The sequence below is a fragment of the Sphingomonas sp. STIS6.2 genome (assembly GCF_000732685.2).
GTDB classification, from domain to species: domain Bacteria; phylum Pseudomonadota; class Alphaproteobacteria; order Sphingomonadales; family Sphingomonadaceae; genus Sphingomonas; species Sphingomonas aerolata.
On the sequence record NZ_JPDP02000041.1, the window covers coordinates 224,639 to 248,360 of the forward strand.

A 23,722-nucleotide genomic window follows, 5' to 3' on the forward strand; every position below is an offset into this window, starting at 1 on the left:
CGCCACGACGGGCGGGGTGGCCCGTCGTGGCGCGCAGCACTTACCAGAAGATGTCGTAGACCGTGTCGACCACCCGCCCGCTGTCGAGATCGACGAGCAACGCGTCGTTGTAATAGCGGACCCAGCGATACGGGCCGTAAGCCTCGGGCAGGCGATAGGTGTAGGGATCCTGGATCCAGTAATTCTGGTTGTACAGAATGCTGTTCAGCGAAAAGCCGATGCCGAAGCGACGATAGCCCGAGCCCCATCCGTTCGGCGCATAATAGCGCGGCAGGCGGTAGGCGCCGCGGTTGCTCGCGCGATAGTCGCTCCAGCCATAACGAGTGTCGCTGCGCCAGCCGCGGTTCCATGCGCCGCGCTGGCCATATCCGCCGCGGCCATAGCCCTGGACGGTGCCGTAGCCGCCGAAATACTGGCCGTTGCGATCCCGATCGCCGTCGCGGCCACGCCAGTCGTCGCGCCCCCGCCCATCCGGGCGGCCGCGAAGGTCGTCGCGCCCGCGTGGATCGTCACGATAGCCGCGGTCCTCGCCGGGGCGGCCGTCGAAGCGGGCGCGGTCGGGCTGACCGCGGCGATCGTTTCGGACGTCCTGGCGGGCGGCATCGCGCTGCGCGTTACCGCGAACCCAGTTCTCGCGAACCTGGTCGGCCTGCCGGTCCGACCCCACACGCGCATTCCAGTCCTGCCGGGGGCCGTCCGGTCGGCCGTTGCGCGCATCGGGCGTATCGCCGCGTGCCGTACCCTGCACGATCGCCCCCCGGTCGGGACGCTGCGGCCGATCGCCGCGATCGCCGCGATCGCCGCGATCGCCGCGATCGCTCCAATCACCACGCATCTCGCCATTCCCCGGCGCCTCGGCACCGAACCGCTGCGCCTGTGCGGCAACCGGCACCAGTGCGGATGCCACGAGCAAGATCTTCAGGAAACTCCGCGTCATTGCCGTCGTCCTCGACTGCCGGCGCACGAGCCGGCTCCTATGGTGCACCCCGTCTAGCCTTACGGGCGTGAGGCGACGCTGAATGGCTTGGTCAGCGATCCGACAGGATTCGTGCGCGGGCGCCCTAGCGCGCGGGCGGTGGGACGAGCGCGGGGACGAGCCGTGCGGAATCCGCCGGGTCGATCCCGGGGCGCGGGCCGGCGGGCAGGACCTCCTCGCCGCGGGTCGCGCGGCCCGCGCGCTGGATCGCCTCGACGACGCGCGGATAGACGCCGCAACGGCACAGATTGGTGATCTGTTCGCGGATCAGCGCCTCGCTGGGGTCTGCATCGCGTTTCAGCAGCGCGGTGGCGGCCATGATCATGCCGGGGATGCAGAAGCCGCATTGCGGGACCGCTTCGGCGATGAAGGCGAGCTGCAGCGGGTGGTTGCGTTCGTGCGACAGCCCCTCGATCGTGGTGACGTAGCGCCCCTCGATCGACCCGATCGGCACACGGCAGCTGCGCACCGCACGACCGTCGATATCGACCGTGCAGGCGCCGCAATGGCCGGTGCCGCAGCCATATTTTGTCCCCGTCAGATTCGACGCGTCGCGCAAAGCCCAGAGCAGCGGCGTCGCGGGATCGAGCCGATATTCGATCGCCTGGTTGTTGACGGTGAAGCGGGTCATCCCCGCGCGCTAGCCGATCCCCCGGGCGGAGGGGAGGGGGCTATTGCCGCCAGCTTGTGTCGCGCTTGTCGATCAGCCGGACCATCGCCTCGAAATCCGCCTTGCCCGCACCACCGGGCATCGAGACCTTGCCGAGATCGCGCTGGTGCACCTTGACCACATCGTCGGGGATCAGGATCGGCGTGCCCATCGACGCCGTCGCGACCTGGATCTCGCAGGCGCGCTGCAGCGACCAGTGCTTGATGAACGCCTCGGGCAGCGTCCGGCCCATGACCAGGATGCCGTGATTGCGCAGCAGCATCACGCGCTTGTCGCCGAGATGCTCGATCAGCCGTTCGCCCTCTTCCGACCGGACGGTGACGCCCTCGAAATCATGATAGGCGATCTGGCCGATGAAATTGCAGGCATAGAAATTGGTCGGCTGAAGCCCGCCCTCGACCGCGCTGACCGCCATCCCCGCGGTGGTGTGCGTGTGCATGATGCAATGCGCGTCGGGCAGGTGCTTGTGGAACAGCGCGTGCTGCGTGAAGCCCGCGAGATTGACCGGATAGGGGTTCTGGTCGAGCTTGTTGCCATCGATGTCGATCTTGACGAGGCTCGACGCGGTCACCTCGCTGAAATGCAGCCCGAACGGGTTGATCAGGAACGCGCCGTCCTCGCCGGGGATCTTCAACGTGATGTGGTTGTAGATCATCTCGGACCAGCCGAGCATGTCGAACACGCGGTAGCAGGCGGCAAGCTGCTGGCGGGCCTCCCATTCCGCGGGTGAAACCGTCGAATTGCGCAGCGCTGCGGTCGCCATCTCATGCTCTCCCTTGTCGCGTTTGCAAACGGCATACCCGATGCCCGAAAGCGCGGCAATCGACGGGTGGCACGCCGCAGCCGGGCGCGCGAACGCGCCTCTGCCATTGCCACGCGCGGTCGCCCCGGCTTATGCCGCCGCCCAACAAGACCGCGAGAGGGCGCAATTTATCATGCATGTCGACACCCATCACACCGCCGCCGCGGGAGGCGCCGCCGCAGAGGGCGATGCCAATCACGGTTACGACGCCCCCGACCTGCGCGTCTTCGTCTTCGCCCTGTTCTTCATCTTCGGCGGCATCACCTCGCTGAACGACATCATCATTCCGAAGATGAAGGAGCTGTTCACGCTCGACCATGCGACCGCGATGCTGGTCCAGTCGGCCTTCTTCCTCGCCTATGCGCTGTTCTCGATTCCTGCCGCGGCGATCGTGCGCAAGGCCGGTTATATGCGCACCGCCTCGATCGGGCTGGTGACGATGACCGTCGGGTGCCTGTTGTTCATCCCGGCGGCGGGCAAGGCCAGCTTCGAGATGTTCCTGTTCGCGCTTTTCGTGCTGGGCGCGGGCATCACGGTCGTCCAGGTCGTCGCCAACCCGCTGATCTCGGCGCTCGGCGCGCCGAAATCGGCATCGAGCCGGCTGACCTTCGCGCAGGCGTTCAACTCGCTCGGCACGACGATCTTCCCTTATGTCGGTTCCGCGGTCATCCTTGGTGGTCTCGCGACGGTGGATTCCTCGACGCTGACCGGCGCCGCGCTTGACGCCTACCGGACCGAATCGTCGCGGACCGTCGTGCACACCTATATCGGCCTCGCGATCGCGCTGCTGATCGTCGCCGCCGTCGTCTGGACGCGGCGGAACCGGCTGAACGAGGAGCAGGAGCAGACGGGCAGCATCCTCCACGCCTTCACGCTGCTCAAGCGCCCGCGCTTCGCGATGGGGACGGCGTGCATCTTCCTTTATGTCGGCGCCGAGGTCGCGGTCGGCTCGCTGATCGTCAACTACCTGATGCAGCCGAGCGTGATGGGCCTGAGCGATGTCGCTGCCGGCCAGCACGTGCCCTTCTACTGGGGCGGCGCGCTGATCGGGCGGTTCATCGGGGCCTATGTCCTCAACAAGGTGTCGCCAGGCAAGGTTCTGGCCGGTGTCGCGACCGGGACGCTGGCGCTGATCCTGATCTCGGCGAATACCGAGGGTGCCGTGTCGGGCTGGGCGTTGCTGTCGATCGGGCTCATGAATTCGGTGATGTTCCCGACGATCTTCGCCTTGGCATCCGAAGGCCTTGGCAAGCGTGCGGCCGAGGGGTCGGGCGTGATCGCCACGGCGATCGTCGGCGGCGCGATCATTCCCTATTTCACGGGCGTGCTCGCGGACTCGTCGGGCAGCCTGCACTTCGCGTTGCTGCTCCCGGCGATCTGCTACGCGCTGATCCTTGCGTACGGGGTGTATGCGCGCAAGCCGGTGACGGCCGCCGCCTAATCCCCGTCGTCATCCTGGGCTAGACCCAGGATCCAGAGCCACGACCGCTACCGTCCGTGGCTCTGGATCCTGACTTTCGTCAGGATGATGGGTGTTTTGGCAGCATTGGTGCCGCGCGCCCGGTCGCGAGATCGGCATCCGAGAAGCGGATCGGCGTGCGGAGACCCGGGACGGTCGATCCATCCGGACGCACGACGTCGATCGCCATGCCGCGCGCGATCACCTGTGGATCGTCGAATGCCTGCGCGACGGTGTTGATCGGCCCGGCGGGTACGCCGACCGCCTCCAGCCGCGCGAGCAGCTCAAGTTTAGGCACCAGCGAGGTCGCCGCCTCGATCCCTGCAAACAAGATATCCTTGAAGGCGAGCCGCCCGGCATTGGTCGCGAACCGCGGATCGTCGCGCATTTCAGGTAAGCCCATCGCATCGCAGAACCGCCGGAACTGCCCGTCATTGCCGACCGCGAGGATGAACCACCCGTCGCTCGTCGGGAAGACGGCATAGGGGCATACGTTCATGTGGGCGTTGCCGACCCGCGTCGGCGAGACGCCGCTCGCGAACCAGTTCATCGCCTGATTGGCGAGCACCCCGGTCATCGTGTCGAGCAGCGCCATGTCGATCTGCTGCCCCCGACCGGTCCGCTCGCGCATCGCCAGCGCCGCCTGGATCGCGATCACCGAATAGAGCCCGGTCATGATGTCGGCGAACGCGACGCCGATCTTCTGCGGGGCGCCACCAGGCTCGCCGGTGAGATCCATGATCCCGCCCATGCCCTGGACGATGAAGTCATAGCCCGCGCGTGGTGCGTAGGGTCCGTCCTGTCCGAAGCCGGTGATCGAGCAATAGACGAGCCGCGGATTGATCGCGGCGAGCGTCGGATAGTCGAGGCCGTATCTGGCGAGCCCGCCGACCTTGAAATTCTCGATCACGACATCGGCGTCAGCGATCAGCGCACGAACCGCGGCCTGTCCCTCGGGCGTCGTGAAGTCCGCGACGACCGAGCGTTTGCCGCGGTTGGCGGCATGGAAATAGGCAGCGTCGCGGGTGCCGTCGGGGTTGTCGATGAACGGCGGGCCCCAGGTCCGGGTGTCGTCGCCCGCGGGGCTCTCGACCTTGGTCACGTCGGCACCGAGATCGGCGAGCACCTGGCCAGCCCAGGGGCCGGCGAGGATGCGGGCGAGTTCGACGACCTTGAGGCCGGCGAGGGGCGGCGATCTTCTTAGCCCCTCCCCTTCAGGGGAGGGGTCGGGGTGGGGCAGCGCCCCAAAATCCTCGGCTGCGTTCATGGAAAACCCCCACCCCAACCCCTCCCCTGAAGGGGAGGGGCTTGTCGCTCTCAAAACGCTGCAATACCCGTGATCGCGCGGCCGAGGATCAGCGCGTGGACGTCGTGTGCGCCCTCATAGGTGTTGACCGTCTCGAGGTTCATCATGTGACGCATCACCTGATATTCCCCCGAAATGCCGTTGCCGCCGTGCATGTCCCGACTCATCCGCGCGATGTCGAGCGCCTTGCCGACATTGTTGCGCTTGACGATCGAGACCATCTCGGGCGCGAACCGCCCCTCGTCCATCAGCCGCCCGACGCGCAGTGACGCCTGGAGCCCGAGCGCGATCTCGGTCTCCATGTCGGCGAGCTTCTTCTGATAGAGCTGCCGCCCGGCGAGCGGGGTGCCGAACTGGTTGCGATCGAGGCCATATTGCCGCGCGGCGTGGAAGCAGAATTCGGCGGCACCGAGCGCCCCCCACGAAATCCCGTAGCGCGCGCGGTTGAGGCAGCCGAATGGCCCCTTCAGCCCCTGGACGTCGGGGAGCAGCGCGTCCTCGCCGACCTCGACCTCGTCCATCAGGATCATGCCGGTGATCGACGCACGCAGCGACAGCTTGCCCTCGATCTTGGGCGTCTCGAGCCCCTTCATCCCGCGTTCCAGGAGGAAGCCGCGGATGCCGCCGCCATGCTCGTCGGACTTGGCCCAGACGACGAACACGTCGGCGATCGGCGAGTTGGAGATCCAGGTCTTGGCGCCCGAAATGACATAGCCATTCGCGGTCTTCTTCGCGCGCGTCGTCATACCGCCGGGGTCCGAACCCGCATCGGGCTCGGTCAGCCCGAAACAGCCAATGAACTCGCCGGTCGCGAGCTTTGGCAGAAATTTGCGCTTCTGCGCTTCGGAGCCGAACGCGTTGATCGGGTACATCACCAGGCTCGACTGGACCGACATCATCGAGCGATAGCCCGAGTCGATCCGCTCGACCTCGCGCGCGACCAGGCCGTACGCGACATAGGAGGCGCCGACGCCGCCATATTCCTCTGGGATAGTCGGACCGAGCAGGCCGAGATTGCCCATTTCGCGGAAAATCGCGGGATCGGTATGTTCGTGCTGGAACGCGTCGATGATCCGCGGCGCGAGCTTGTCCTCGGCATAGGCGCGCGCGGTATCGCGGATCATGCGTTCGTCTTCGCTCAGCTGGTCGTCGAGCAGGAACGGATCCGCCCATTCGAACTTGCCCATTCCGGCGCCGGTGCCTGCCATCGTCATCTCCTTCATTGGCCGCCGACTTCGTGTTTCCAGGGCCGAAAGTCCAGCCCCAAGGCATGGCTATGCGTCGATCAGCGTCAACGCCGCGATGGTGACACGCAGCCGCGACCCGACTTGCTCCACCATGTCGATCGCGAGATCGGCGAGGATGTGTCCCCGCAGCGGCAGCTCGGCATCGGGCAGGGCGGCAAGCCAGGATCGAAAACCGGGTATGGGATCCGCCAATATGACCAGATGGTGTTGCTCGCCCGAGAAGGTGGCGCTCGCCCACGGGTGCGAAACCGTCTCGATCACCTCGAATGGCGTGCCCGATGCTGCGGCACCGGCGTGAAGTGCGCGGATCAACCGCGTCGCGACATCGGGGCCGCGCAGGGGGTCCATCCTCACGACCGGCCGCGCCCGGACGTGTTCGCGATGAACGCCTCGATTCGCGCGACCAGTCCCGCGCGTGGCTGACGACCGCGTCTGAGATCCGCGACGAGCCGGGAGTCATTCACCGCACGCCGTCCGAAGGTCGCCGCCCCCATGTCGGTCTGCCGCAAATAATGGTTGATCTTGACCAGTACGGACATCGTTTGCTCCTCATGATTCCCTGTGTCCGTTCACGATCTGTTCCCTGAAATCCAACTTGTCTAGGATTTTTCCTGCGCTATGGTCTCGCCATGTCCGATCCCGAACCCCGAGCAGCGCTGGCACAGCTTGCGGCTGCGCGCGGGGACAGTCTGGCGGCCCTGTCGGCGATGCTGGGTCGCAATGCGGCCTATCTGCAGCAGTATGTGAAGCGCGGTTCGCCACGACGATTGGCGGAGGACGATCGCCGGCTGCTCGCGCAGTATCTCGGCGTCGAGGACCATGTGCTCGGTGGGAGCGGGGGGAAGGCGGGGCAGAGCCGCACCGGATTCCAGATCGCCCGGCTGGCGGTGCAGGCGTCGGCCGGGCCGGGTGCGCTGGTCGATGACGAGGTGTTGCTGGGCACCGACGTGATCGACCCCGCGCTGGCGCGGCGGCTCGGGCTGCGCGACGGGCAGGCTGCGATCATCCGGGTCCGGGGGACATCGATGGAACCCGGCCTGCAGGATGGCGATCACATCATCGTCAATATGGCGACCACGGTGCCGGGCGCGCGCGGGCGGCTCTACGTCATCCGGGTCGATGGCCTGACGATGGTCAAGCGGGTCGCGTTGCGGGACGGGACGCTCAGCGTGTCGAGCGACAATCCTGCAGCGCCGCCGGTGCCCGACGGCCCGGTCGACATTGTCGGCCGCGTCGTCTGGCAGATGCGCGAACCCGCCTAGCGGCGGTCGCGGATCCAGACGAGCAGCGCGGCGGCGACGCCGATCGCGGTGCCGATCAGGAGGCCGGGCGTGGCCTGGCCGATCGCAAATCCGACCCCCGCGCCGCCAAGGATGCCCATCGCGATCAGGAAGCCGCCGGCGGCGGTCGGACGTTTGTCAGCCATGTCCCGCACCTGCCACGTCGCGCGCGCGGACGCCAGTGCCGGCTGCCGACGCGGACAATGCACCGCGCAACGCGCTGATTGTCCGGCAGGATATTTCGATGTCATGACGAAACGTGGCGAAAATGCGTCACGAACGACTGTTGCGGGGGGCCAAGCCCGGCTAGGAGGCGAGCATGGTGTACCGCTTCGGGTGGGTCGGGATCGGTACGGCCACCGCCGTCCTTGTCGTGCCGATGCTGACGGCGCCCCCGCGCGCCGCCGCCCAGACACGCGTGTCCACGCCGCAGGAGGGCGCTGCGGCCGCGGACGCGCCGGTGTCGCTCGATCCCATGTCGCCGCTCGCGCCGCTGCCCGATATCGGCGTCGCCTGGCCCGATCTTGCTGCCGCCACCGATGATCCGGTCACCGTCGCTACCAACACCGACGCGACGACCGAGACGCGCTATTCGTGGCGGCTGGAAGGGATCGACTCGGTTGGAAACGCGCTGCTGAAACAGCGGTTTGACCAGCTCTCGACGCTCAACGCGAACGACGGCGAGGTCGCCAACGCAGCGCAGCTCGATCGCCGCGCGCGCGAGGACGGCGACCTGCTCAACAGCCTGTTGCGCGCCGAGGGCTATTATGACGCGCGCGTCACCACCCGGGTCGAGCCCGGGCAGAAGCCGCTGGTGATCGTCTCGGCCGAGCCCGGCACACGCTACACCTTCACGGGTGTGACGATCGACGGTCTGGCGGCGGCGGGGGACAAGGCGCCCGCGCTGGCCCAGGCCTTCGGCATCAAGCCTGCCGACCCGGTCAATTCGGACGCGATCGTCGCGGGCGAAGCCAAGCTGACGACTCAGATCGGGCGCGAGGGCTTTCCCTTTGCCAAGGTCGGCGATCCGGCGATCGTGGTGGACCATGCGACGCGCACCGCCACGCTCGACCTGTCGATCGTCCCTGGCGGCCAGAAGCGCTTTGGCCGGATCGTCGCGCTGCCCGGCAACCGCGTGTTCGATGCGGAGCATGTGCAGGAAATCGCGCGGTTCACGCCCGGCCAACCCTATGACGCAGGCGAACTGGACGATCTCCGCCGGGCGCTCGTCCAGACCAGCCTGGTGTCGTCGGTCGAGGTCAGGCCGATCCCCGGCAGCACCGCGGACAGCGTCGATATCGGCGTAAAGCTCGACCGTGCGCCGCCGCGCACGGTCGCGGGCGAGCTTGGGTATGGCACCGGCGAGGGCGCGCGCGCCGAGGTCAGCTGGACGCATCGCAACCTGTTCCCGCCCGAAGGCGCGCTCACGCTGCGCAGCGTCATCGGGACGCAGGAGCAGCTTGGCGCGATCGTCTATCGCCGCAACAACTTCCATGCGCGCGACCGCGTGCTGACCGCACAGGTCTCCGCGGTGCATATCAACCGCGATGCCTATGAAGCCAAGACCTTCACGCTGGCCGGCAGCATCGAACGCCAGACGAACATCTTCTTTCAGAAGACCTGGACCTGGTCGCTCGGCGCGGAGCTGATCGCGTCGGACGAACGCGACGTGATCGTGTCGACCGGCGACCCGCGGCGACGCACCTTCTTCATCGGCGCGCTGCCGACCACGCTGAATTTTGACGGATCGGACGACCTGCTCAACCCGACGCGCGGGTTCCGGCTCGGCGGGCGGCTGAGCCCGGAGGCGTCGTTCCAGGGATCGGTGTTCGGCTATGCGCGGACGCAGATCGACGCGAGCGTGTACCGGACGGTCAGCGACGGGATCGTGCTGGCGGGGCGGACCCGGCTCGGCACGATCGTCGGCGCGCCACGCGATCAGGTGGCACCGTCGCGGCGCTTCTATGCCGGCGGCGGCGCGTCGATACGCGGCTATGGCTATCAGTCGATCGGTCCGCGCGATCCGAACAACGATCCGATCGGCGGCCGCAGCCTGACCGAATTCTCGATCGAGGCGCGGATCAAGGCGTTCGGCAATTTCGGCGTCGTGCCGTTCCTGGATGCGGGCAACATCTACACGTCGCCGCTGCCCAAATTCACCGGCCTGCAATATGGCACGGGGATCGGGGTGCGCTATTATTCGAACTTCGGCCCGATCCGATTCGATGTCGGGACGCCGATCAACCCGCAACCGGGGGACAGCCGGATCGCGGTCTATGTATCGCTGGGACAGGCGTTTTGACCGACGCCGCGACCGACGCGACAGAGCCGGGCCGGCCTGTGCCACGGCGCCGCTGGTGGCGCTGGCTTGCGGCAGCGTTCCTGGCCCTGGTGGCGATCCTGGGTGCTGCACTGCTCATCGTCGATACCGATGTCGGCCACCGCTATGTCGCCAACCGCGTCGGCGCGATCCGCGCGGCCAACGGGCTGCGCTTCACGATCGGGCGGATCGACGGGTCTCTCTATGGTGATACGCGGCTGACTGATCTGCGCGTCTATGATCTCGACGGGCTCGTGTTCCAGGCGCCGCGCGTCGAACTCGACTGGTCGCCCATCCGCTGGTTTTCGAACCGGCTCGAGATCCGCCGGCTCGCGATCGATCGCGCGACGCTGTTCCACGTCCCGCGCACGCGACCGTCGAAGAGGCGCACGCCGATCCTGCCGGATTTCGACATCCGGATCGGGCGGCTCACAGTCGGACGTCTGCTGCTCGACACGCGCGTGCTCGGCACCGCCCGCGTCGCGCGGCTCGACGGCCGTGCCGATATCCGCTCGGGACGCGCGCTCGTCGACGTGAACGCGCTGGTTGCGGGCAGCGACCGGCTCAAGCTGCGGATCGATGCGGAGCCCGCGCGCGACCGGTTCGATCTGGACGTCGCGGCGCGCGGGGCGGCGAACGGGGTGCTCGCCCGGATGATCGGCGCCCGGAACAACGTCGCGCTCGTCGTCACCGGTGACGGCCGCTGGGCGCGCTGGACGGGCCGCGCACAGGGTAATGTCGGCGCGTCGCGCGCGGTCGATCTCGCGCTCTCACAGGTAAGCGGACGCTATACGCTGTCGGGAACGCTCGCCCCCTCGGGGCTGCTCAGCGGACGGCTCTCGGCGCTCACGACGCCACGGGTTCTGGTAAATGGCGCCGCGACGTTCGTCGAACGCCGGCTTGACGGGCGGCTGTCGCTGCGGTCGCCGGCCGTCTCGCTCGACACGACGGGTATCGTCGATCTCGGCGCGAACGCGTTTCGTGATCTTCGCGTGAAGGCGCGGCTGCTGCGGCCGACGGCGCTGATCGGGACGATGGGGGGCAGCGGCATCGAACTGCGCGCCATTCTCGACGGTGACTTCGCGACTGCCAGCTTTGACTACCGCCTCGATGCGGCACGACTGACCTTCGACAAGACCGGCTTCGATTCCGTGCGGATCGCCGGCAAGGGGCGTCTGTCGGCGGCGCCGGTCACCGTCCCGATCCGCGTCACCGCCGCCCGCGTGACCGGGGTGGGCGATGTTGCCGGGGGGATCCTGCGCAACCTGTCGGTCGATGGGCGGCTGCGGATCACGCCTGCGCTGTTGACCGGTGACGACCTCGTGCTGCGCTCCGACAAGCTCAAAGGGCGGATCGGCATCCGGGTCGATCTGCGCACCGGGCGGTTCGACGTCGGGGTGAATGGCCGGCTCGGTCGCTATCTGATCCCGGGGCTGGGAATCGTCGACGTCACGTCGACGCTGCGCGTCGTTCCGGGGCCGAACGGCAAGGGGACGCGCGTGATCGGGCAGGGAGCGGCACAGGTGCTGCGTCTCGACAACGCCTTCTTCCGCAGTCTCGCAGGTGGCCTGCCGCGGCTCACCGCCAATCTCGAACGGACGACGGACGGCGTCCTGCATTTCAACACCCTCGTCCTCGTCGCGCCGCAGATCCGGTTGAGCGGCAACGGCTACAGGCGGCGCGACGGCAGCTTCCGGTTCGAGGGTGGTGGGCGCCAGCAAAACTACGGGCCGGTCACGCTGACGCTGGACGGCAGGATCGAGCGGCCGACGCTCGACCTCGTCCTCGCCAGCCCCAGTCCGGCGCTGGGGCTGACCAACGTGCGAGCGCATCTCGATCCGACCGCGCAGGGCTATGCCTTTGCCGCTGCGGGCGGCTCGCGGCTTGGCCCCTTCACCGCGGCGGGTACGCTCCTCCTGCCGCGCGGCGCCGGTGCCACGATCGCGATCGCCGCGCTGGACGTCAGCGGGACCCGCGCGACGGGGACGCTCGCGATCGTCGATGGCGGCTTCAACGGGCGGCTCGCGGTGGCGGGCGGCGGTCTGGCGGGTGAACTGCTTTTCCGGCCGGTCGGCGAGAATCAGCGCGTCGAGGCGCATCTCGATGCGCGCGCGGGGACGCTTGCCGGCTGGACGTTGCGGCGTGGTCATATGGACCTCGTCACGATCCTTGACCCTGCGGGAACGTCGATCGAGGCGACCGCGACCGGCGCAGGCTTGCAACGCGGCGCGCTCAGCATCGGGCGGCTGGCGGGCAGCGCGTCGCTGCGCGGCGGGGTGGGGCAGATCAAGGCGTCGATTGCCGGCTCGCGCGGACGCGCATTTGATATCGAGAGCGTGACCGACGTGACCGCGGACAGCTATCGCATCGCCGCGCAAGGGACGCTCGACCGGCGGCCGCTGCGCCTGCTGAGCCCGGCGATCGTGACCCGCGACGGCGATGGCTGGCGCCTCGCACCGACGCGGCTGAGCTTTTCGGGCGGCGAGGCGCAGATCGGCGGACGCTTCACCGGATCGACCAGCGCGATCGACGCGAGCATGACGCGGATGCCGCTGGCCATCCTCGACATCGGCTATCCCGGCCTCGGGCTCGGCGGTCTGGCATCGGGGACGTTCAGCGTCGCGACGAGCGGCGGCAACCCGCCGACGGGCAAGGCGGACGTGACGATCCGTGGCCTCAGCCGTGCGGGGCTCGTGCTGTCGTCGCGGCCGATCGACGTCGGGGTCGTGGCGCTTCTGTCGCCCGACAAGCTCGGCCTGCGTGCGGTGATCGCCTCGGGTGGCAAGACGATCGGGCGCGCACAGGCGCAGCTTGCGCCGCTTGGTGAGGGCGACCTTGCCACGCGGATCGCGCGCGCGCGGCTGTTCGGACAGCTGCGCTACAGCGGGCCCGCGGACACGCTGTGGCGGCTAACGGGGGTCGAGCTGTTCGACCTGTCGGGACCGGTGGCGATCGGGGCGGACGTCGTCAATACGCTCGAAGCGCCGGTAATCCGCGGCGTCGTCCGTGCGACCAACGCCCGCATCGAAAGCGGCACGACGGGCACGATCCTGTCGAACGTCCAGGCCAGCGGCCGGTTCGGCGGTTCGCGGCTGGTGATCGACCGTTTCGCCGCGGACGCGGGCAAGGGTGGTCGGGTGACCGGCGTCGGCCAGTTCGATTTCGCAGGCAAGAACGGGCTCGGCATCGATTTGCGGCTGCAGGCTGCAAACGCGGTGATGATCAATCGCGACGATATCGGCGCGACGGTGACGGGGCCGCTGACGTTCACATCGGACGGGATAGGCGGCGTGATCGCAGGCGACGTGGTGATGAACAAGAGTCGCTACCGGCTTGGCCAGGCGACCGCGGCGAGTGCGGTGCCCCAACTCAACATCCGGGAAATCAACCTGCCCGAGGGCGGCGAGGAAAAGGCCGCGCCGACGCGCCCCTGGACGCTGGCGATCAAGGCCCGCGCACCGAACCAGGTCATGGTCAGCGGACTGGGGCTGACGAGCGAATGGTCCGCCAATCTCCAGATCGCCGGTGAGCCGCAGAACCCCGCGATCACGGGCCGTGCGACGCTGATCCGCGGCGATTACGAATTTGCCGGGCGCGAATTCGAACTGGCGCGCGGCGTCATCCGGTTCGATGGCGGCGTGCCTGCGAACCCGGCGCTCGATATCGAGGCGAACGCCGATTCGACCGGGCTCAACGCTTCGATCCGGGTCACGGGCTATGCGCTCAAGCCGGAGATCGGGTTCACGAGCACGCCCGCGCTGCCGCAGGACGAACTGCTCTCGCGCCTGCTGTTCGGGACGTCGATCACCAACCTGTCCGCGCCCGAAGCCCTGCAGCTCGCGGCGGCGGTGGCGGCGTTGCAGGACGGCGGCAACGGGATCAACCCGATCAACGCGGTGCGGCGTGCAGCAGGTCTCGACCGGCTGCGTATCCTGCCTGCCGACCCGCAGACGGGGCAGGGCACGTCGATCGCCGCGGGCAAATATGTGACGCGGCGGCTCTATGCGGAGATCGTCACCGACGGCCAGGGCTATAGCGCGACGCAGGTCGAGTTCCAGGTCACCCGCTGGCTGTCGCTGCTGTCGAGCATCTCCACGCTAGGCAGGCAGAGTGCGAACGTCCGCATCTCGAAGGACTATTGAACCGGCGGCAAACGCTGCGGCCCCCCTTGTCGTGGGAACCAGCGCTTTCGGCCATGGTTGATCGGCCGTTACATATCGAGGCCAGATGACCCTTCCCCAATCTCTTTCGATCGCCACGCTCATCGGCATGATGATGCTCTTCATCTGGGGACGGTTTCGCTATGACGTCACCGCCATCCTGGCGTTGCTCGCGAGCATCGCGCTGGGAATCGTCAGTCCCAAGGACGCCTTCAAGGGCTTTTCCGACGACATCGTCATCATCGTCGGTTCGGCGCTCGTCATCTCGGCGGCGGTCCAGCGCTCGGGGGTGATCGAACTCGCGCTGGCGAAGCTCGCAAAGCGGGTCACGCGGGTACGATCGCAGCTCGTCGTGCTGACGGCGTCGGTCGGATTCTCGTCCGCGCTGGTCAAGAATATCGGCGCGCTGGCGATGCTGATGCCTGCCGCGTTCCAGATGGCCAAGAAGAACGACACCTCGCCATCAGTGTTCCTGATGCCGATGGCGACCGCGTCGCTGCTCGGCGGTCTGATCACGCTCGTCGGCACCTCGCCCAACATCATCGTCAGCCGCGTCCGCGAGCAGATGACCGGCCAGCCGTTCGGGATGTTCGATTACACCCCGGTCGGCCTCGGGCTGACGGTGATGGGGCTGATCTATCTGCGCTTCGCCTATCGGCTGCTGCCGCGCGACCGGCGGGCTGCGCCAACGATGGGCGAGGCGCTCGATATCAAGGGGTATATCACCGAAGCGGCGATCCCCGAGACGTCCCCCGCGGTCGACGAGTCGGTCGAGGATTTTCTCGCACGGCACGACGGCGAGGTGTCGATCACGCGGATCCTGCGCGCGGGCATGCGCAGCGCGCCGAACGAGCATACGCACCTGAGGGCTGGCGACGTACTGATCCTCGGCGGCGAACCCGATGCGCTCGAACGCGTGATCGCGCGCGACCGGCTGAAGCTCGAAGGCGAGGACCGCGAAAAGGCGGATCAGGCGGACGACGATGAAGTCGGCGTGATCGAGGCGGTCGTCAATGTCGGTTCGCCGCTGGCGGGGCGGACCGCTGCCCGGCTTGCGCTGCAGGCGCGGTTCGGGGTCAATCTGATCGCGATCTCGCGACAGGGCGAGCATCTGTCGCGCAGGCTGGCGAATATCGAGCTGCGCGCGGGCGACGTGCTGGTGCTGCAGGGGCCGCTCGAACAGCTGCCCGGCAAGCTGCGCGACCTGGGCTGCCTGCCGCTGGCACAGCGCGAGATGCGGCTTGGCGTGTCGAAGCGCAGCTGGCTGCCGATCGGTATCCTCGGCGTCGCGATGGGGGCGACGGCGATGGGGTTCGTGCCCGTGGCGGTGGCCTTCTTCGCGGCGGCGGGTCTGATCATGGCGACCGGCGTGTTGCCGGTGCGCGAGGCCTATGACCATGTCGAATGGCCGATCCTGATCATGCTCGGCGCGTTGATTCCGGTCAGCGACTCGCTTCGCACCACCGGCGCGTCGGATGTCATCGCGACCTGGCTGTCCGCGACGGCATCGACGCTGCCGCCCTGGGGCGCGGTCGCGCTGATCCTGGCGGCAGCGATGGCGGTGACGCCGTTCCTGAACAATGCCGCGACCGTTCTGGTGATGGCGCCGATCGCGGCGACCTTCGCTGGCGACCTCGGCTACCGTCCCGAGGCGTTCCTGATGGCGACCGCGGTCGGCGCAGGGTGCGACTTCCTCACGCCGATCGGGCATCAGTGCAACACGCTGGTCATGGGGCCGGGCGGCTACAAGTTCAGCGATTACGCCCGGCTCGGCGCGCCACTGTCGCTGCTGGTGCTGCTGGTCGGCACGCCGCTGATCGTGGCGGTCTGGCCGATGCACTGAGCCCCCTCCCGCAGGGGAGGGGGCGTCGGCGGGGTCAGCCGGGCAGGCCTACCACGGTCTTCACCTCCATGAAGTCCGTTAGCCCGTAACGGCCGTTCTCGCGGCCATTGCCCGATTGCTTATAGCCGCCGAACGGTGCGCCGATGTCGGGGCTCCACGAATTGATCGTGACCAGCCCAGCGCGCAGCTTAGATGCGACCTTCGCGGCGGCGGCGGGGTCACCGGAGATCGTCGCAGACAGCCCGTATTCGGTCGCGTTGGCGATGCGGATGCCCTCGTCCTGGTCGGCATAGGCGGTGATCGTCGCGACCGGGCCGAACGTTTCCTCCTGCGCGATCCGCATGTCGGGGCGGACATCGGTGAACAAGGTCGGCTGAATGTAATAGCCCGCGTTGCGCCCGTCGGGACGGCCGACGCCGCCGGTGACCAGCGTTGCACCCTCGTCGATCGCCGACTGGATCAGCCCCTGGATCTTGTCGAACTGCGCCTTGTTGACGACGGGGCCGATATGCTGGCCCATTTCGGCAGGGTCGCCCACTTTGGTCTGCTCCATCATCGACTTCACGATCGCGGTGGCTTCGGCGACCTGGCTGGCATGGACCAGCAGCCGGGTCGGCGCGATGCAGCTCTGCCCCGAATTGGCGAGCACGCCCGCCACCGTCGGCGGCAGCACTTTGGCAAGGTCCGCGCCTTCAAGTACGAGGTTGGCCGCCTTGCCGCCAAGTTCCTGATGGACGCGCTTGACCGTCGGAGCGGCGGCCTGCGCGACCGCGATGCCCGCGCGGGTCGAGCCGGTGAAGCTGACCATGTCGACGTCGCGGTGGCTCGACAGCGCCACGCCGACGCCGGGGCCATCGCCGTTGACGAGGTTGAACACTCCCGCCGGGACGCCCGCGGCATCCATGATCTCGGCGAGGATGATTGCGCAGGAGGGCGCCTCCTCGGACGGCTTCAGGATCATCGTGTCGCCCGCCGCCAGCGCTGGCGCGACCTTGGCGCAGATCTGGTTGAGCGGCCAGTTCCAGGGCGTGATCATCGCGACGACGCCGAGCGGTTCGTGCACGACGGTCGCCTTGCCGATGACTTCGGAGAATTCGAACGCCGCCAGCGCCTTGGCGGTCGCGGAGAAATGCGCGAGGCCGGTCGGCGCCTGTGCCATCGATGCGAGCGCCATCGGCGCGCCCATCTCCTGCGACATCGCCTTGGCCAGATCGGGCATGCGCGCCTTGTACTCGGTCATGATCCGGCCGAGCACGTCGAGCCGCTCCTGAACGCTCGTCTGGCTCCAGCTTTCGAACGCGGCGCGGGCGGCGGCGACCGCCTTGTTGACATCGGCCGCGGTGCCGAGCGTGATCTCGGTACAGGGCTGTTCGGTCGAGGGATCGATGACCTGGTGGATCCGGCCGCCGTCGCTGTCGACCCAGGCGCCGTCGATATACTGCTTCAGATAGCTCTTCATCATGCCTCTCCGCATCGTGTTTTGCAGAGGAATGGGCGTCGGGCGGATCGGTTGCAACCCGAAACGCGGAGCCTAGTTAGGGTCATGATCAACAGGAGACGGGCATGGCACGCGTAGCGACTATCAGGACGACCGGTGGCCCCGAGGTGATCCAGTGGGACGACGTCGACCTGCCCGCGCCGGGCAAGGGCGAGGTGTGGATGCGCAACACCGCAGTCGGGCTGAACTATATCGACACCTATCACCGCAGCGGCGTCTATCCGGTGACGTTGCCCTCGGGGCTCGGCAGCGAGGCGGTCGGCGTGGTGATGGCGGTGGGCGAGGGGGTCACGGGCTTTGCCCCGGGTGACCGCGTCGGCACCTTCGGCCCCACGCGCGGGGCCTACGCCACCGAGCACAACGTGCCTGCGGGTGAGCTCTTCCATTTGCCTGACACGCTCGGCGACCGCACCGCCGCGGCGATCCTGCTGAAGGGCTGCACCGCGGAGTTCCTCATCGAACGCTGCGCGCGCGTCGAGGCCGGGCAGACGGTGCTTGTCCATGCCGCCGCGGGCGGGGTCGGGCATATCCTGGTCGGCTGGCTGAAGGCGATCGGCGCGACCGTGATCGCCAGCGTCGGCAGCGAGGCGAAGGCCGAGCGGACGCGCAAGGCGGGGGCCGATCACGTCATTCTCCACCGGTCCGAGGACATCGCTGCGCGGGTGCGCGAGATCACCGGCGGGAAGGGCGTGCCCGTGGTGCTCGACGGCGTCGGCGGCGCAACGTGGACGGCATCGCTCGACAGCGCGGCCAAGCGTGGGCTGATCGTCAGCTATGGCAATGCAGGGGGCGTGGTCGATGGTGTCAATCTGGGCGTGCTGGCGGCCAAGGGGTCGCTGTTCGTGACGCGCCCGACGCTGTTCGATTATGCCGAGCACCGGCAGGCGATGGTCGACCGGGTGTTCGCGATGCTCGCGCAGGGCGCGTTCAAGCCCGAGATCGGCCAGACCTTTGCGCTGGAGGATGCGGCGGATGCGCACCGGGCGCTCGAGGCGGGGGAGACGTTCGGGAGTAGCGTGCTGCTGGCCTGAGCGCGCCGCAGCCATGTTCTCCCGCGAAGGCGGGAGGCCAGACTGGGGCGCCGCCTCCGCGGGGACACAGGGTCTGGATGTATCGTGCAGTTTGAGCCTCCCCGGTCGGTGGAGTTTGCAGAGCACCTCAACGGGAAAAGGGCGCCCGGATTGCTCCGGGCGCCCTTTTCTCTGTCAGCGCCGTGGCGAAGCCACGTCGTCGGTCGTCGCCATAGGCGACGCCGGCCTACAGCGGCTAAGCTGCCGGCACGGCAGATTAGCCGCTGTAGTACATGTCATACTCGACCGGGCTCGGCGTCATTTCCCAACGCGCGACTTCGGCACGCTTGATCTCGACATAGCTCTCGATCTGATCCTTCGAGAACACGTCACCCTTGAGCAGGAAGTCGTGATCGGCGAGCAGGCAGTCGAGTGCCTCGCGGAGAGACCCCGCGACGGTCGGGACCTGGGCGAGTTCTGCGGGCGGCAGGTCGTACAGGTTCTTGTCCATCGCTTCGCCCGGATGGATCTTGTTCAGGATGCCGTCCATGCCGGCCATCATCAGCGCCGCATAAGCGAGATACGGGTTGGCGAGCGCATCGGGGAAGCGCACTTCGACGCGCTTCGCCTTGGGGCCGGTGCCGTACGGAATGCGGCACGAGGCCGAGCGGTTGCGCGCCGAATAGGCGAGCAGCACGGGCGCTTCGTAGCCGGGGACGAGGCGCTTGTAGCTGTTGGTCGTCGGGTTGGTGAACGCGTTGACCGCCTTGGCATGCTTGATGATGCCGCCGATGAAATACAGGCACATGTCGCTGAGGCCCGCATAGCCGTTGCCGGCGAACAGCGGGGTCTTGCCATCCCAGATCGAGAAGTGCGTGTGCATCCCCGAGCCGTTGTCCTCCTTGATCGGCTTGGGCATGAACGTCGCCGTCTTGCCGTATGCGTGCGCGACCTGGTGGACGACGTACTTGTAGATCTGCATGCGATCCGCGGTCTGCGTCAGCGTGCCGAAGGTCAGGCCCAGCTCATGCTGTGCAGCCGCGACCTCATGATGATGCTTGTCGCAGGGCAGGCCCATCTCGATCATCGTCGAGACCATCTCGCCGCGGATGTCGACGGCGCTGTCGACCGGCGCGACCGGGAAATAACCACCCTTGGCGCGCGGACGGTGGCCGAGGTTGCCGCCCTCATATTCGCGGCCCGAATTGCCCGGCAGCTCGATGTCGTCGATCTTGTAATAGCTGGTCGAATAGCTGTTCTCGAACCGGACGTCGTCGAACATGAAGAATTCGGCCTCGGGGCCGACATAGACGGTGTCGCCGACGCCGGTCGTCAGCAGATACGCCTCGGCGCGCTTGGCGGTCGAGCGCGGATCGCGGGCGTAGAGCTCTCCGGTCGACGGATCAGCGATGTCGCAGATCAGAATCATCATCGGCGTCGCCGAGAACGGATCGACATAGACCGCGTCGAGATCGGGCTTGAGCGTCATGTCGCTCTCGTTGATCGCCTTCCAGCCCTCGATCGACGAACCGTCGAACATCAGGCCGTCGGTCAGCTCGTCTTCGCCGATCAGGCTGGCGACCATCGTGAGATGCTGCCACTTTCCCTTGGGATCGGTGAAGCGCAGATCGACCCACTCGATCTCCTGGTCCTTGATCATCTTCAGGACGTCGTTGGCCGAATTTGCCATGATGCTAAGCCCTCTTTGCTCGATAGGTCGGCAGATATGCCGGAAATGATAGTGCGGCGCAGCGCGCTAATTCCACAGATTGTTGCGCCGCGTCAAATGAAGTCGGTGTCAGTAAAGTCGTTAAATCGCGTCGTCGTCGCGCTCGCCGGTGCGGATGCGCAGCGCGCTTTCGACGGGAATGACGAAGATCTTGCCGTCGCCGATCCGGCCGGTCTGCGCGGCCGCGGCGATCGCCTCGACGACGCGTTGTGCCAGACCATCCGCGACGACGACCTCGAGTTTCACCTTGGGCAGGAAGTCGACGACATATTCGGCGCCACGATACAGCTCGGTATGGCCCTTCTGCCGGCCAAAGCCCTTGGCCTCGGTCACGGTAATACCGCTTACGCCGATCTCGTGCAGCGCTTCCTTCACCTCATCAAGCTTGAACGGCTTGATGATGGCTTCGATCTTTTTCACAGGTACGCCCCCGATTGTCGTTGAAACCAACGCCCTACAGGGCGCCTTGCACCAAACGTGCCAGTTGTCGCCACTTCGGGCAACGGCCGATTCACCCGTAAACCCTGCCCGAAAATACAGCATCCGGAAGGGATGTGCACGATGCGGGGGCAGCGATCACAGAATTTCGTGCAGCCGCGCGATGGGTCGTCCGAGGCGGACGCCTTTGTCGGTCTCGACCAGCGGGCGCTCGATCAGCAGCGGATCGATCATCATCGCGTCGAGGATCGCCTCGGCGTCGCCATGCTTGACCGCCTTCGCGCCGTCTTCTGCCATGCGCAGACCTTGGCGCGGCGTCATGCCTGCGCGGTCATAGAGACGGACGAGTTCGGCGCGCGACGGGGGAGTCTTCAGATATTCGACGATCGTGACGTCCGCGCCGGCCTCTTGCAGCAGCGCGAGCGCGTCGCGAGACTTGGAGCATTTCGGGTTGTGGTAGATCGTCGCCTTCACGAATGCTCCGTCGTCATTGGACTAGCCTCGGCCAGACCATGTGTCCCGCCCGGTTCTTGTTCTCCCGCCCTCGCGGGAGAACATTCTCAGTGGCAGGAGTGTTACGCCCCTTGCTTGGCGAGCCACTCTTCCAGCCACTTGATCGTGTACGCGCCTTCCTGGAATTCAGGATCGTCGAGCAGTGCACGGTGCAGGGGAATCGTCGTCGTGACGCCCTCGATCACCATCTCCTCGAGCGCACGCCGCAACCGCCGTAGCGCGCCCTGACGCGTCGCGCCGTAGACGATCAGCTTGGCAACCATCGAGTCGTAATAGGGCGGCACGCGGTAGCCGGCATAGAGCCCGCTATCGACGCGGACATGCATCCCGCCAGGCGCATGATAGAGCTTCACCAGTCCCGGCGACGGCACGAAGGTACGGGGATCCTCGGCGTTAATGCGGCATTCGATCGCATGGCCGCGGAACTGCACATCTTCCTGGCGCAGCGTCAGCGGATGCCCCTCGGCGATACGGATCTGTTCGCGCACCAGGTCAAGGCCGGTGATCATCTCGGTCACCGGATGCTCGACCTGAAGCCGGGTGTTCATCTCGATGAAGTAGAACTCACCTGCTTCCCACAGGAACTCGATCGTCCCCGCGCCGCGATAGCCCATGTCGGCCATCGCCTTGGCGACGATCCCGCCCATCCGCTCACGCTCTTCCGCGGTGATGATCGGCGAGGGGGCTTCCTCGAGCACCTTCTGGTGGCGGCGCTGGAGCGAGCAGTCGCGCTCGCCGAGATGGATCGCGTTGCCCTCGCCGTCACCGAAGATCTGGAATTCGATATGCCGCGGATTGCCGAGGTATTTTTCCATGTAGACGGTGGCGTCGCCGAACGCGGCCTTCGCCTCGCTGCCGGCCTGCTGCATCTGCGTTTCGAGGTCTTCGGCGTCGGTGACGACCTTCATCCCGCGACCGCCGCCGCCGGAGGCCGCCTTGATGATCACCGGATAGCCGATCTCGTCGGCGATCCGCTTGGCCTCGGCGATGTCGCTGATCGCGCCGTCCGAGCCGGGGACGAGCGGCAGCCCGAGCGCGCCTGCGGTACGCTTGGCCTGGACCTTGTCGCCCATCGTGCGAATGTGCTCGGGCTTGGGCCCGACGAACAGGATGTTGTGCAGCTCGACGATCTCGGCGAACTGCGCGTTCTCGCTGAGAAAGCCGTAGCCCGGATGGATCGCATCCGCGCCGCTGATCTCGGCGGCGGAGATGATGTTGGGGATGTTCAGATAGCTGTCGGTCGCCGACGGCGGTCCGATGCAGATCGCCTCATCCGCGAGCCGCACGTGCATCGCGTCGGCGTCGGCGGTCGAATGGACCGCCACCGTCTTGATGCCCATCTCATGGCAGGCACGGTGGATCCGCAGCGCGATCTCGCCGCGGTTCGCAATGAGCAGCTTCTTGATTTGCTTCATTATTCGACCACGACCAGCGGCTGGTCAAATTCGACCGGCTGGCCGTTCTCGACGAGGATCGCGGTGACGGTGCCGGCCGAGGGCGCGACGATCGTGTTCATCACCTTCATCGCCTCGATGATCAGCAGCGTGTCGCCCGCATTGACCTTCTGGCCGACGGTCGAGAACGGCTTCGCCTCGGGGTTGGCGGCCAGATAGACCGTGCCGACCATCGGCGACTTGACCGCGCTCGCGCTGATCGCCGGGGCGGACGCGCCGACCTCGGCCTGCGGGATCGCCAGCGGTGCGGAGACGGCGGGCGCCGCAGGGGCGGGGGCATAGTGCGCGACGGGCGCGGCCTGCGCCGCCTTGCGTGCGACGCGGATGCGGCGCGAGCCGTCCTCGACTTCGATCTCGGTCAGCTGCGTGGTGTCGAGCAGTTCGGCGAGCTGGCGCACCAGGGTCACATCGACCTGCATTGCGCCTGTTGTTTCTGGTGTATCGGTCATGGCGGGGCCTCCTGTCAGAACCGTGCGACGGCTTCAAGCGCGAGCAGATACGAAAGCGCGCCGAAACCCGCGATCGTTCCCTTCGCCGCCTGTCCGACCAGGCTGACGTGCCTGAACGATTCGCGGGCGTGGGGATTGGAAAGATGGACTTCGATCACCGGCGTCTTCACGCCTTTGATCGCGTCATGGACCGCGACCGAGGTATGCGTGAACGCGCCGGCATTGAGGATCACCGCCTTCGCGCCGCGCGCCTGCGCCTCCTGGATCCAGTCGACGAGGTGCCCTTCGTGATTCGACTGGCGCATGTCGATCGTCAGGTCGAGCTCGCGGGCGCGGTCCTCAAGCTGGCCGGCGATGTCGTCGAGCGTCTCGTCGCCGTAAATCTCCGGCTCGCGCGTCCCCAGCAGGTTGAGGTTGGGGCCGTTCAGGACGAAGATTGTCGCAGGGACGGTGGCAGGGACTGTCGCGGGCAAAGGCTGCTCCTGGTTGCAGGGGCGGCAAACCACCCTCTATATGCACCCCCCTTACCCGTTCGTGTCGAGCGAAGTCGAGACATGAGACCGGCAGC

The 23,722-nt window shown here is 67.1% G+C and carries 21 protein-coding genes; 6 read left to right on the forward strand and 15 right to left on the reverse strand.

Translation table 11 applies throughout. The features are described 5' to 3' along the window. Window positions 1-40: 40 nt before the first annotated feature. From sphst_RS07280 to sphst_RS07290, 3 genes are all read right to left on the reverse strand, one after another. Entirely contained in the window at window positions 41-937 is an 897-nt protein-coding gene (locus sphst_RS07280) for an RcnB family protein (RefSeq protein ID WP_107045358.1), read from the reverse strand. A gap of 124 nt (window positions 938-1,061) precedes the next feature. Further along, window positions 1,062-1,607 carry a (2Fe-2S)-binding protein gene (locus sphst_RS07285; protein ID WP_107045359.1) on the reverse strand — a complete coding sequence of 182 codons (546 nt, stop codon included), beginning with the start codon at window positions 1,605-1,607 and terminating at the stop codon, window positions 1,062-1,064. A gap of 40 nt (window positions 1,608-1,647) precedes the next feature. Next, complete coding sequence (locus sphst_RS07290) at window positions 1,648-2,409, reverse strand: class II aldolase/adducin family protein (RefSeq protein ID WP_031393685.1); 762 nt, start codon at window positions 2,407-2,409, stop codon at window positions 1,648-1,650. 172 nt (window positions 2,410-2,581) lie between these two features. Here sphst_RS07290 and sphst_RS07295 point away from each other — a divergent pair, with 172 nt between their 5' ends. After that, window positions 2,582-3,889, forward strand: coding sequence for a sugar MFS transporter (locus sphst_RS07295; RefSeq protein WP_031393684.1), 1,308 nt, complete (start codon window positions 2,582-2,584; stop codon window positions 3,887-3,889). A gap of 79 nt (window positions 3,890-3,968) precedes the next feature. Here sphst_RS07295 and sphst_RS07300 read toward each other — a convergent pair whose 3' ends face one another. From sphst_RS07300 to sphst_RS07315, 4 genes are all read right to left on the reverse strand, one after another. Then, entirely contained in the window at window positions 3,969-5,174 is a 1,206-nt protein-coding gene (locus sphst_RS07300; protein ID WP_051916316.1) for a CaiB/BaiF CoA transferase family protein, read from the reverse strand. 50 nt (window positions 5,175-5,224) lie between these two features. After that, window positions 5,225-6,421 carry an acyl-CoA dehydrogenase gene (locus sphst_RS07305; RefSeq protein WP_031393682.1) on the reverse strand — a complete coding sequence of 399 codons (1,197 nt, stop codon included), beginning with the start codon at window positions 6,419-6,421 and terminating at the stop codon, window positions 5,225-5,227. 66 nt (window positions 6,422-6,487) lie between these two features. Then, on the reverse strand, window positions 6,488-6,814 hold the full coding sequence (locus tag sphst_RS07310) for a hypothetical protein (RefSeq protein ID WP_159043547.1): 327 nt from the start codon (window positions 6,812-6,814) through the stop codon (window positions 6,488-6,490). Further along, window positions 6,811-6,999 carry a hypothetical protein gene (locus sphst_RS07315; RefSeq protein WP_031393680.1) on the reverse strand — a complete coding sequence of 63 codons (189 nt, stop codon included), beginning with the start codon at window positions 6,997-6,999 and terminating at the stop codon, window positions 6,811-6,813. Before sphst_RS07315 ends, sphst_RS07310 begins: the two co-directional genes overlap by 4 nt. Window positions 7,000-7,089: 90 nt before the next feature. Here sphst_RS07315 and sphst_RS07320 point away from each other — a divergent pair, with 90 nt between their 5' ends. Beyond that, window positions 7,090-7,722 (forward strand): S24 family peptidase, encoded by a 633-nt coding sequence (locus sphst_RS07320; protein WP_031393679.1) that lies wholly within the window; start codon window positions 7,090-7,092, stop codon window positions 7,720-7,722. Here sphst_RS07320 and sphst_RS20885 read toward each other — a convergent pair. After that, complete coding sequence (locus sphst_RS20885; protein WP_199848933.1) at window positions 7,719-7,886, reverse strand: hypothetical protein; 168 nt, start codon at window positions 7,884-7,886, stop codon at window positions 7,719-7,721. The genes sphst_RS07320 and sphst_RS20885 overlap by 4 nt on opposite strands. A gap of 173 nt (window positions 7,887-8,059) precedes the next feature. Here sphst_RS20885 and sphst_RS07330 point away from each other — a divergent pair, with 173 nt between their 5' ends. The 3 genes from sphst_RS07330 (at window position 8,060) to sphst_RS07340 (ending at window position 16,063) form a co-directional block, all read left to right on the forward strand. Beyond that, entirely contained in the window at window positions 8,060-10,042 is a 1,983-nt protein-coding gene (locus sphst_RS07330) for an autotransporter assembly complex protein TamA (RefSeq protein ID WP_107045361.1), read from the forward strand. Beyond that, window positions 10,039-14,202: a translocation/assembly module TamB domain-containing protein gene (locus tag sphst_RS07335; RefSeq protein WP_199848934.1), complete on the forward strand. Its 4,164-nt coding sequence runs from the start codon at window positions 10,039-10,041 to the stop codon at window positions 14,200-14,202. The genes sphst_RS07330 and sphst_RS07335 overlap by 4 nt, the downstream gene beginning before the upstream one ends. Window positions 14,203-14,287: 85 nt before the next feature. Continuing rightward, the gene (locus sphst_RS07340) at window positions 14,288-16,063 is read left to right on the forward strand and encodes an SLC13 family permease (RefSeq protein WP_031395915.1); all 1,776 of its coding nucleotides are present in this window, start codon (window positions 14,288-14,290) and stop codon (window positions 16,061-16,063) included. 34 nt (window positions 16,064-16,097) lie between these two features. On the opposite strand, the gene sphst_RS07345 is transcribed toward sphst_RS07340, so the two are convergent. Further along, window positions 16,098-17,522, reverse strand: coding sequence for an aldehyde dehydrogenase family protein (locus sphst_RS07345; RefSeq protein ID WP_107045412.1), 1,425 nt, complete (start codon window positions 17,520-17,522; stop codon window positions 16,098-16,100). A gap of 104 nt (window positions 17,523-17,626) precedes the next feature. On the opposite strand from sphst_RS07345, the gene sphst_RS07350 reads away from it, so the two are divergent. Beyond that, a complete protein-coding gene (locus sphst_RS07350; RefSeq protein ID WP_107045362.1) occupies window positions 17,627-18,592 on the forward strand; it encodes a quinone oxidoreductase family protein in 966 nt (321 codons plus the stop codon). 256 nt (window positions 18,593-18,848) lie between these two features. Here the strand turns inward: sphst_RS07350 and glnA are convergent, their stop codons facing one another. The 6 genes from glnA to aroQ form a co-directional block, all read right to left on the reverse strand. After that, the gene (gene glnA, locus sphst_RS07355) at window positions 18,849-20,261 is read right to left on the reverse strand and encodes a type I glutamate--ammonia ligase (RefSeq protein ID WP_031394506.1); all 1,413 of its coding nucleotides are present in this window, start codon (window positions 20,259-20,261) and stop codon (window positions 18,849-18,851) included. 120 nt (window positions 20,262-20,381) lie between these two features. After that, complete coding sequence (locus tag sphst_RS07360) at window positions 20,382-20,720, reverse strand: P-II family nitrogen regulator (protein ID WP_031394505.1); 339 nt, start codon at window positions 20,718-20,720, stop codon at window positions 20,382-20,384. 156 nt (window positions 20,721-20,876) lie between these two features. Next, window positions 20,877-21,212, reverse strand: coding sequence for an arsenate reductase family protein (locus sphst_RS07365; RefSeq protein ID WP_031394504.1), 336 nt, complete (start codon window positions 21,210-21,212; stop codon window positions 20,877-20,879). A 101-nt stretch (window positions 21,213-21,313) separates the two neighbouring features. Next, a complete protein-coding gene (accC, locus tag sphst_RS07370) occupies window positions 21,314-22,666 on the reverse strand; it encodes an acetyl-CoA carboxylase biotin carboxylase subunit (RefSeq protein WP_031395132.1) in 1,353 nt (450 codons plus the stop codon). Further along, complete coding sequence (gene accB, locus sphst_RS07375) at window positions 22,666-23,154, reverse strand: acetyl-CoA carboxylase biotin carboxyl carrier protein (protein ID WP_037527677.1); 489 nt, start codon at window positions 23,152-23,154, stop codon at window positions 22,666-22,668. Before accB ends, accC begins: the two co-directional genes overlap by 1 nt. Before the next feature lie 14 nt (window positions 23,155-23,168). Continuing rightward, window positions 23,169-23,627 carry a type II 3-dehydroquinate dehydratase gene (aroQ, locus tag sphst_RS07380; protein WP_031394575.1) on the reverse strand — a complete coding sequence of 153 codons (459 nt, stop codon included), beginning with the start codon at window positions 23,625-23,627 and terminating at the stop codon, window positions 23,169-23,171. Between the last annotated feature and the right edge of the window lie 95 nt (window positions 23,628-23,722).

Coding starts and splice junctions, on each gene's coding strand:
- sphst_RS07315 (WP_031393680.1), bottom strand. CDS start 6,999: ATGTCCGTACTGGTCAAGATCAACCATTATTTGCGGCAGACCGACATG.
- sphst_RS20885 (WP_199848933.1), bottom strand. CDS start 7,886: ATGGCTGACAAACGTCCGACCGCCGCCGGCGGCTTCCTGATCGCGATG.
- sphst_RS07285 (WP_107045359.1), bottom strand. CDS start 1,607: ATGACCCGCTTCACCGTCAACAACCAGGCGATCGAATATCGGCTCGAT.
- glnA (WP_031394506.1), bottom strand. CDS start 20,261: ATGGCAAATTCGGCCAACGACGTCCTGAAGATGATCAAGGACCAGGAG.
- accC (WP_031395132.1), bottom strand. CDS start 22,666: ATGAAGCAAATCAAGAAGCTGCTCATTGCGAACCGCGGCGAGATCGCG.
- sphst_RS07295 (WP_031393684.1), top strand. CDS start 2,582: ATGCATGTCGACACCCATCACACCGCCGCCGCGGGAGGCGCCGCCGCA.
- sphst_RS07330 (WP_107045361.1), top strand. CDS start 8,060: ATGGTGTACCGCTTCGGGTGGGTCGGGATCGGTACGGCCACCGCCGTC.
- sphst_RS07320 (WP_031393679.1), top strand. CDS start 7,090: ATGTCCGATCCCGAACCCCGAGCAGCGCTGGCACAGCTTGCGGCTGCG.
- accB (WP_037527677.1), bottom strand. CDS start 23,154: ATGACCGATACACCAGAAACAACAGGCGCAATGCAGGTCGATGTGACC.
- sphst_RS07345 (WP_107045412.1), bottom strand. CDS start 17,522: ATGAAGAGCTATCTGAAGCAGTATATCGACGGCGCCTGGGTCGACAGC.
- sphst_RS07280 (WP_107045358.1), bottom strand. CDS start 937: ATGACGCGGAGTTTCCTGAAGATCTTGCTCGTGGCATCCGCACTGGTG.
- sphst_RS07350 (WP_107045362.1), top strand. CDS start 17,627: ATGGCACGCGTAGCGACTATCAGGACGACCGGTGGCCCCGAGGTGATC.
- sphst_RS07290 (WP_031393685.1), bottom strand. CDS start 2,409: ATGGCGACCGCAGCGCTGCGCAATTCGACGGTTTCACCCGCGGAATGG.
- sphst_RS07305 (WP_031393682.1), bottom strand. CDS start 6,421: ATGGCAGGCACCGGCGCCGGAATGGGCAAGTTCGAATGGGCGGATCCG.
- sphst_RS07300 (WP_051916316.1), bottom strand. CDS start 5,174: ATGAACGCAGCCGAGGATTTTGGGGCGCTGCCCCACCCCGACCCCTCC.
- sphst_RS07340 (WP_031395915.1), top strand. CDS start 14,288: ATGACCCTTCCCCAATCTCTTTCGATCGCCACGCTCATCGGCATGATG.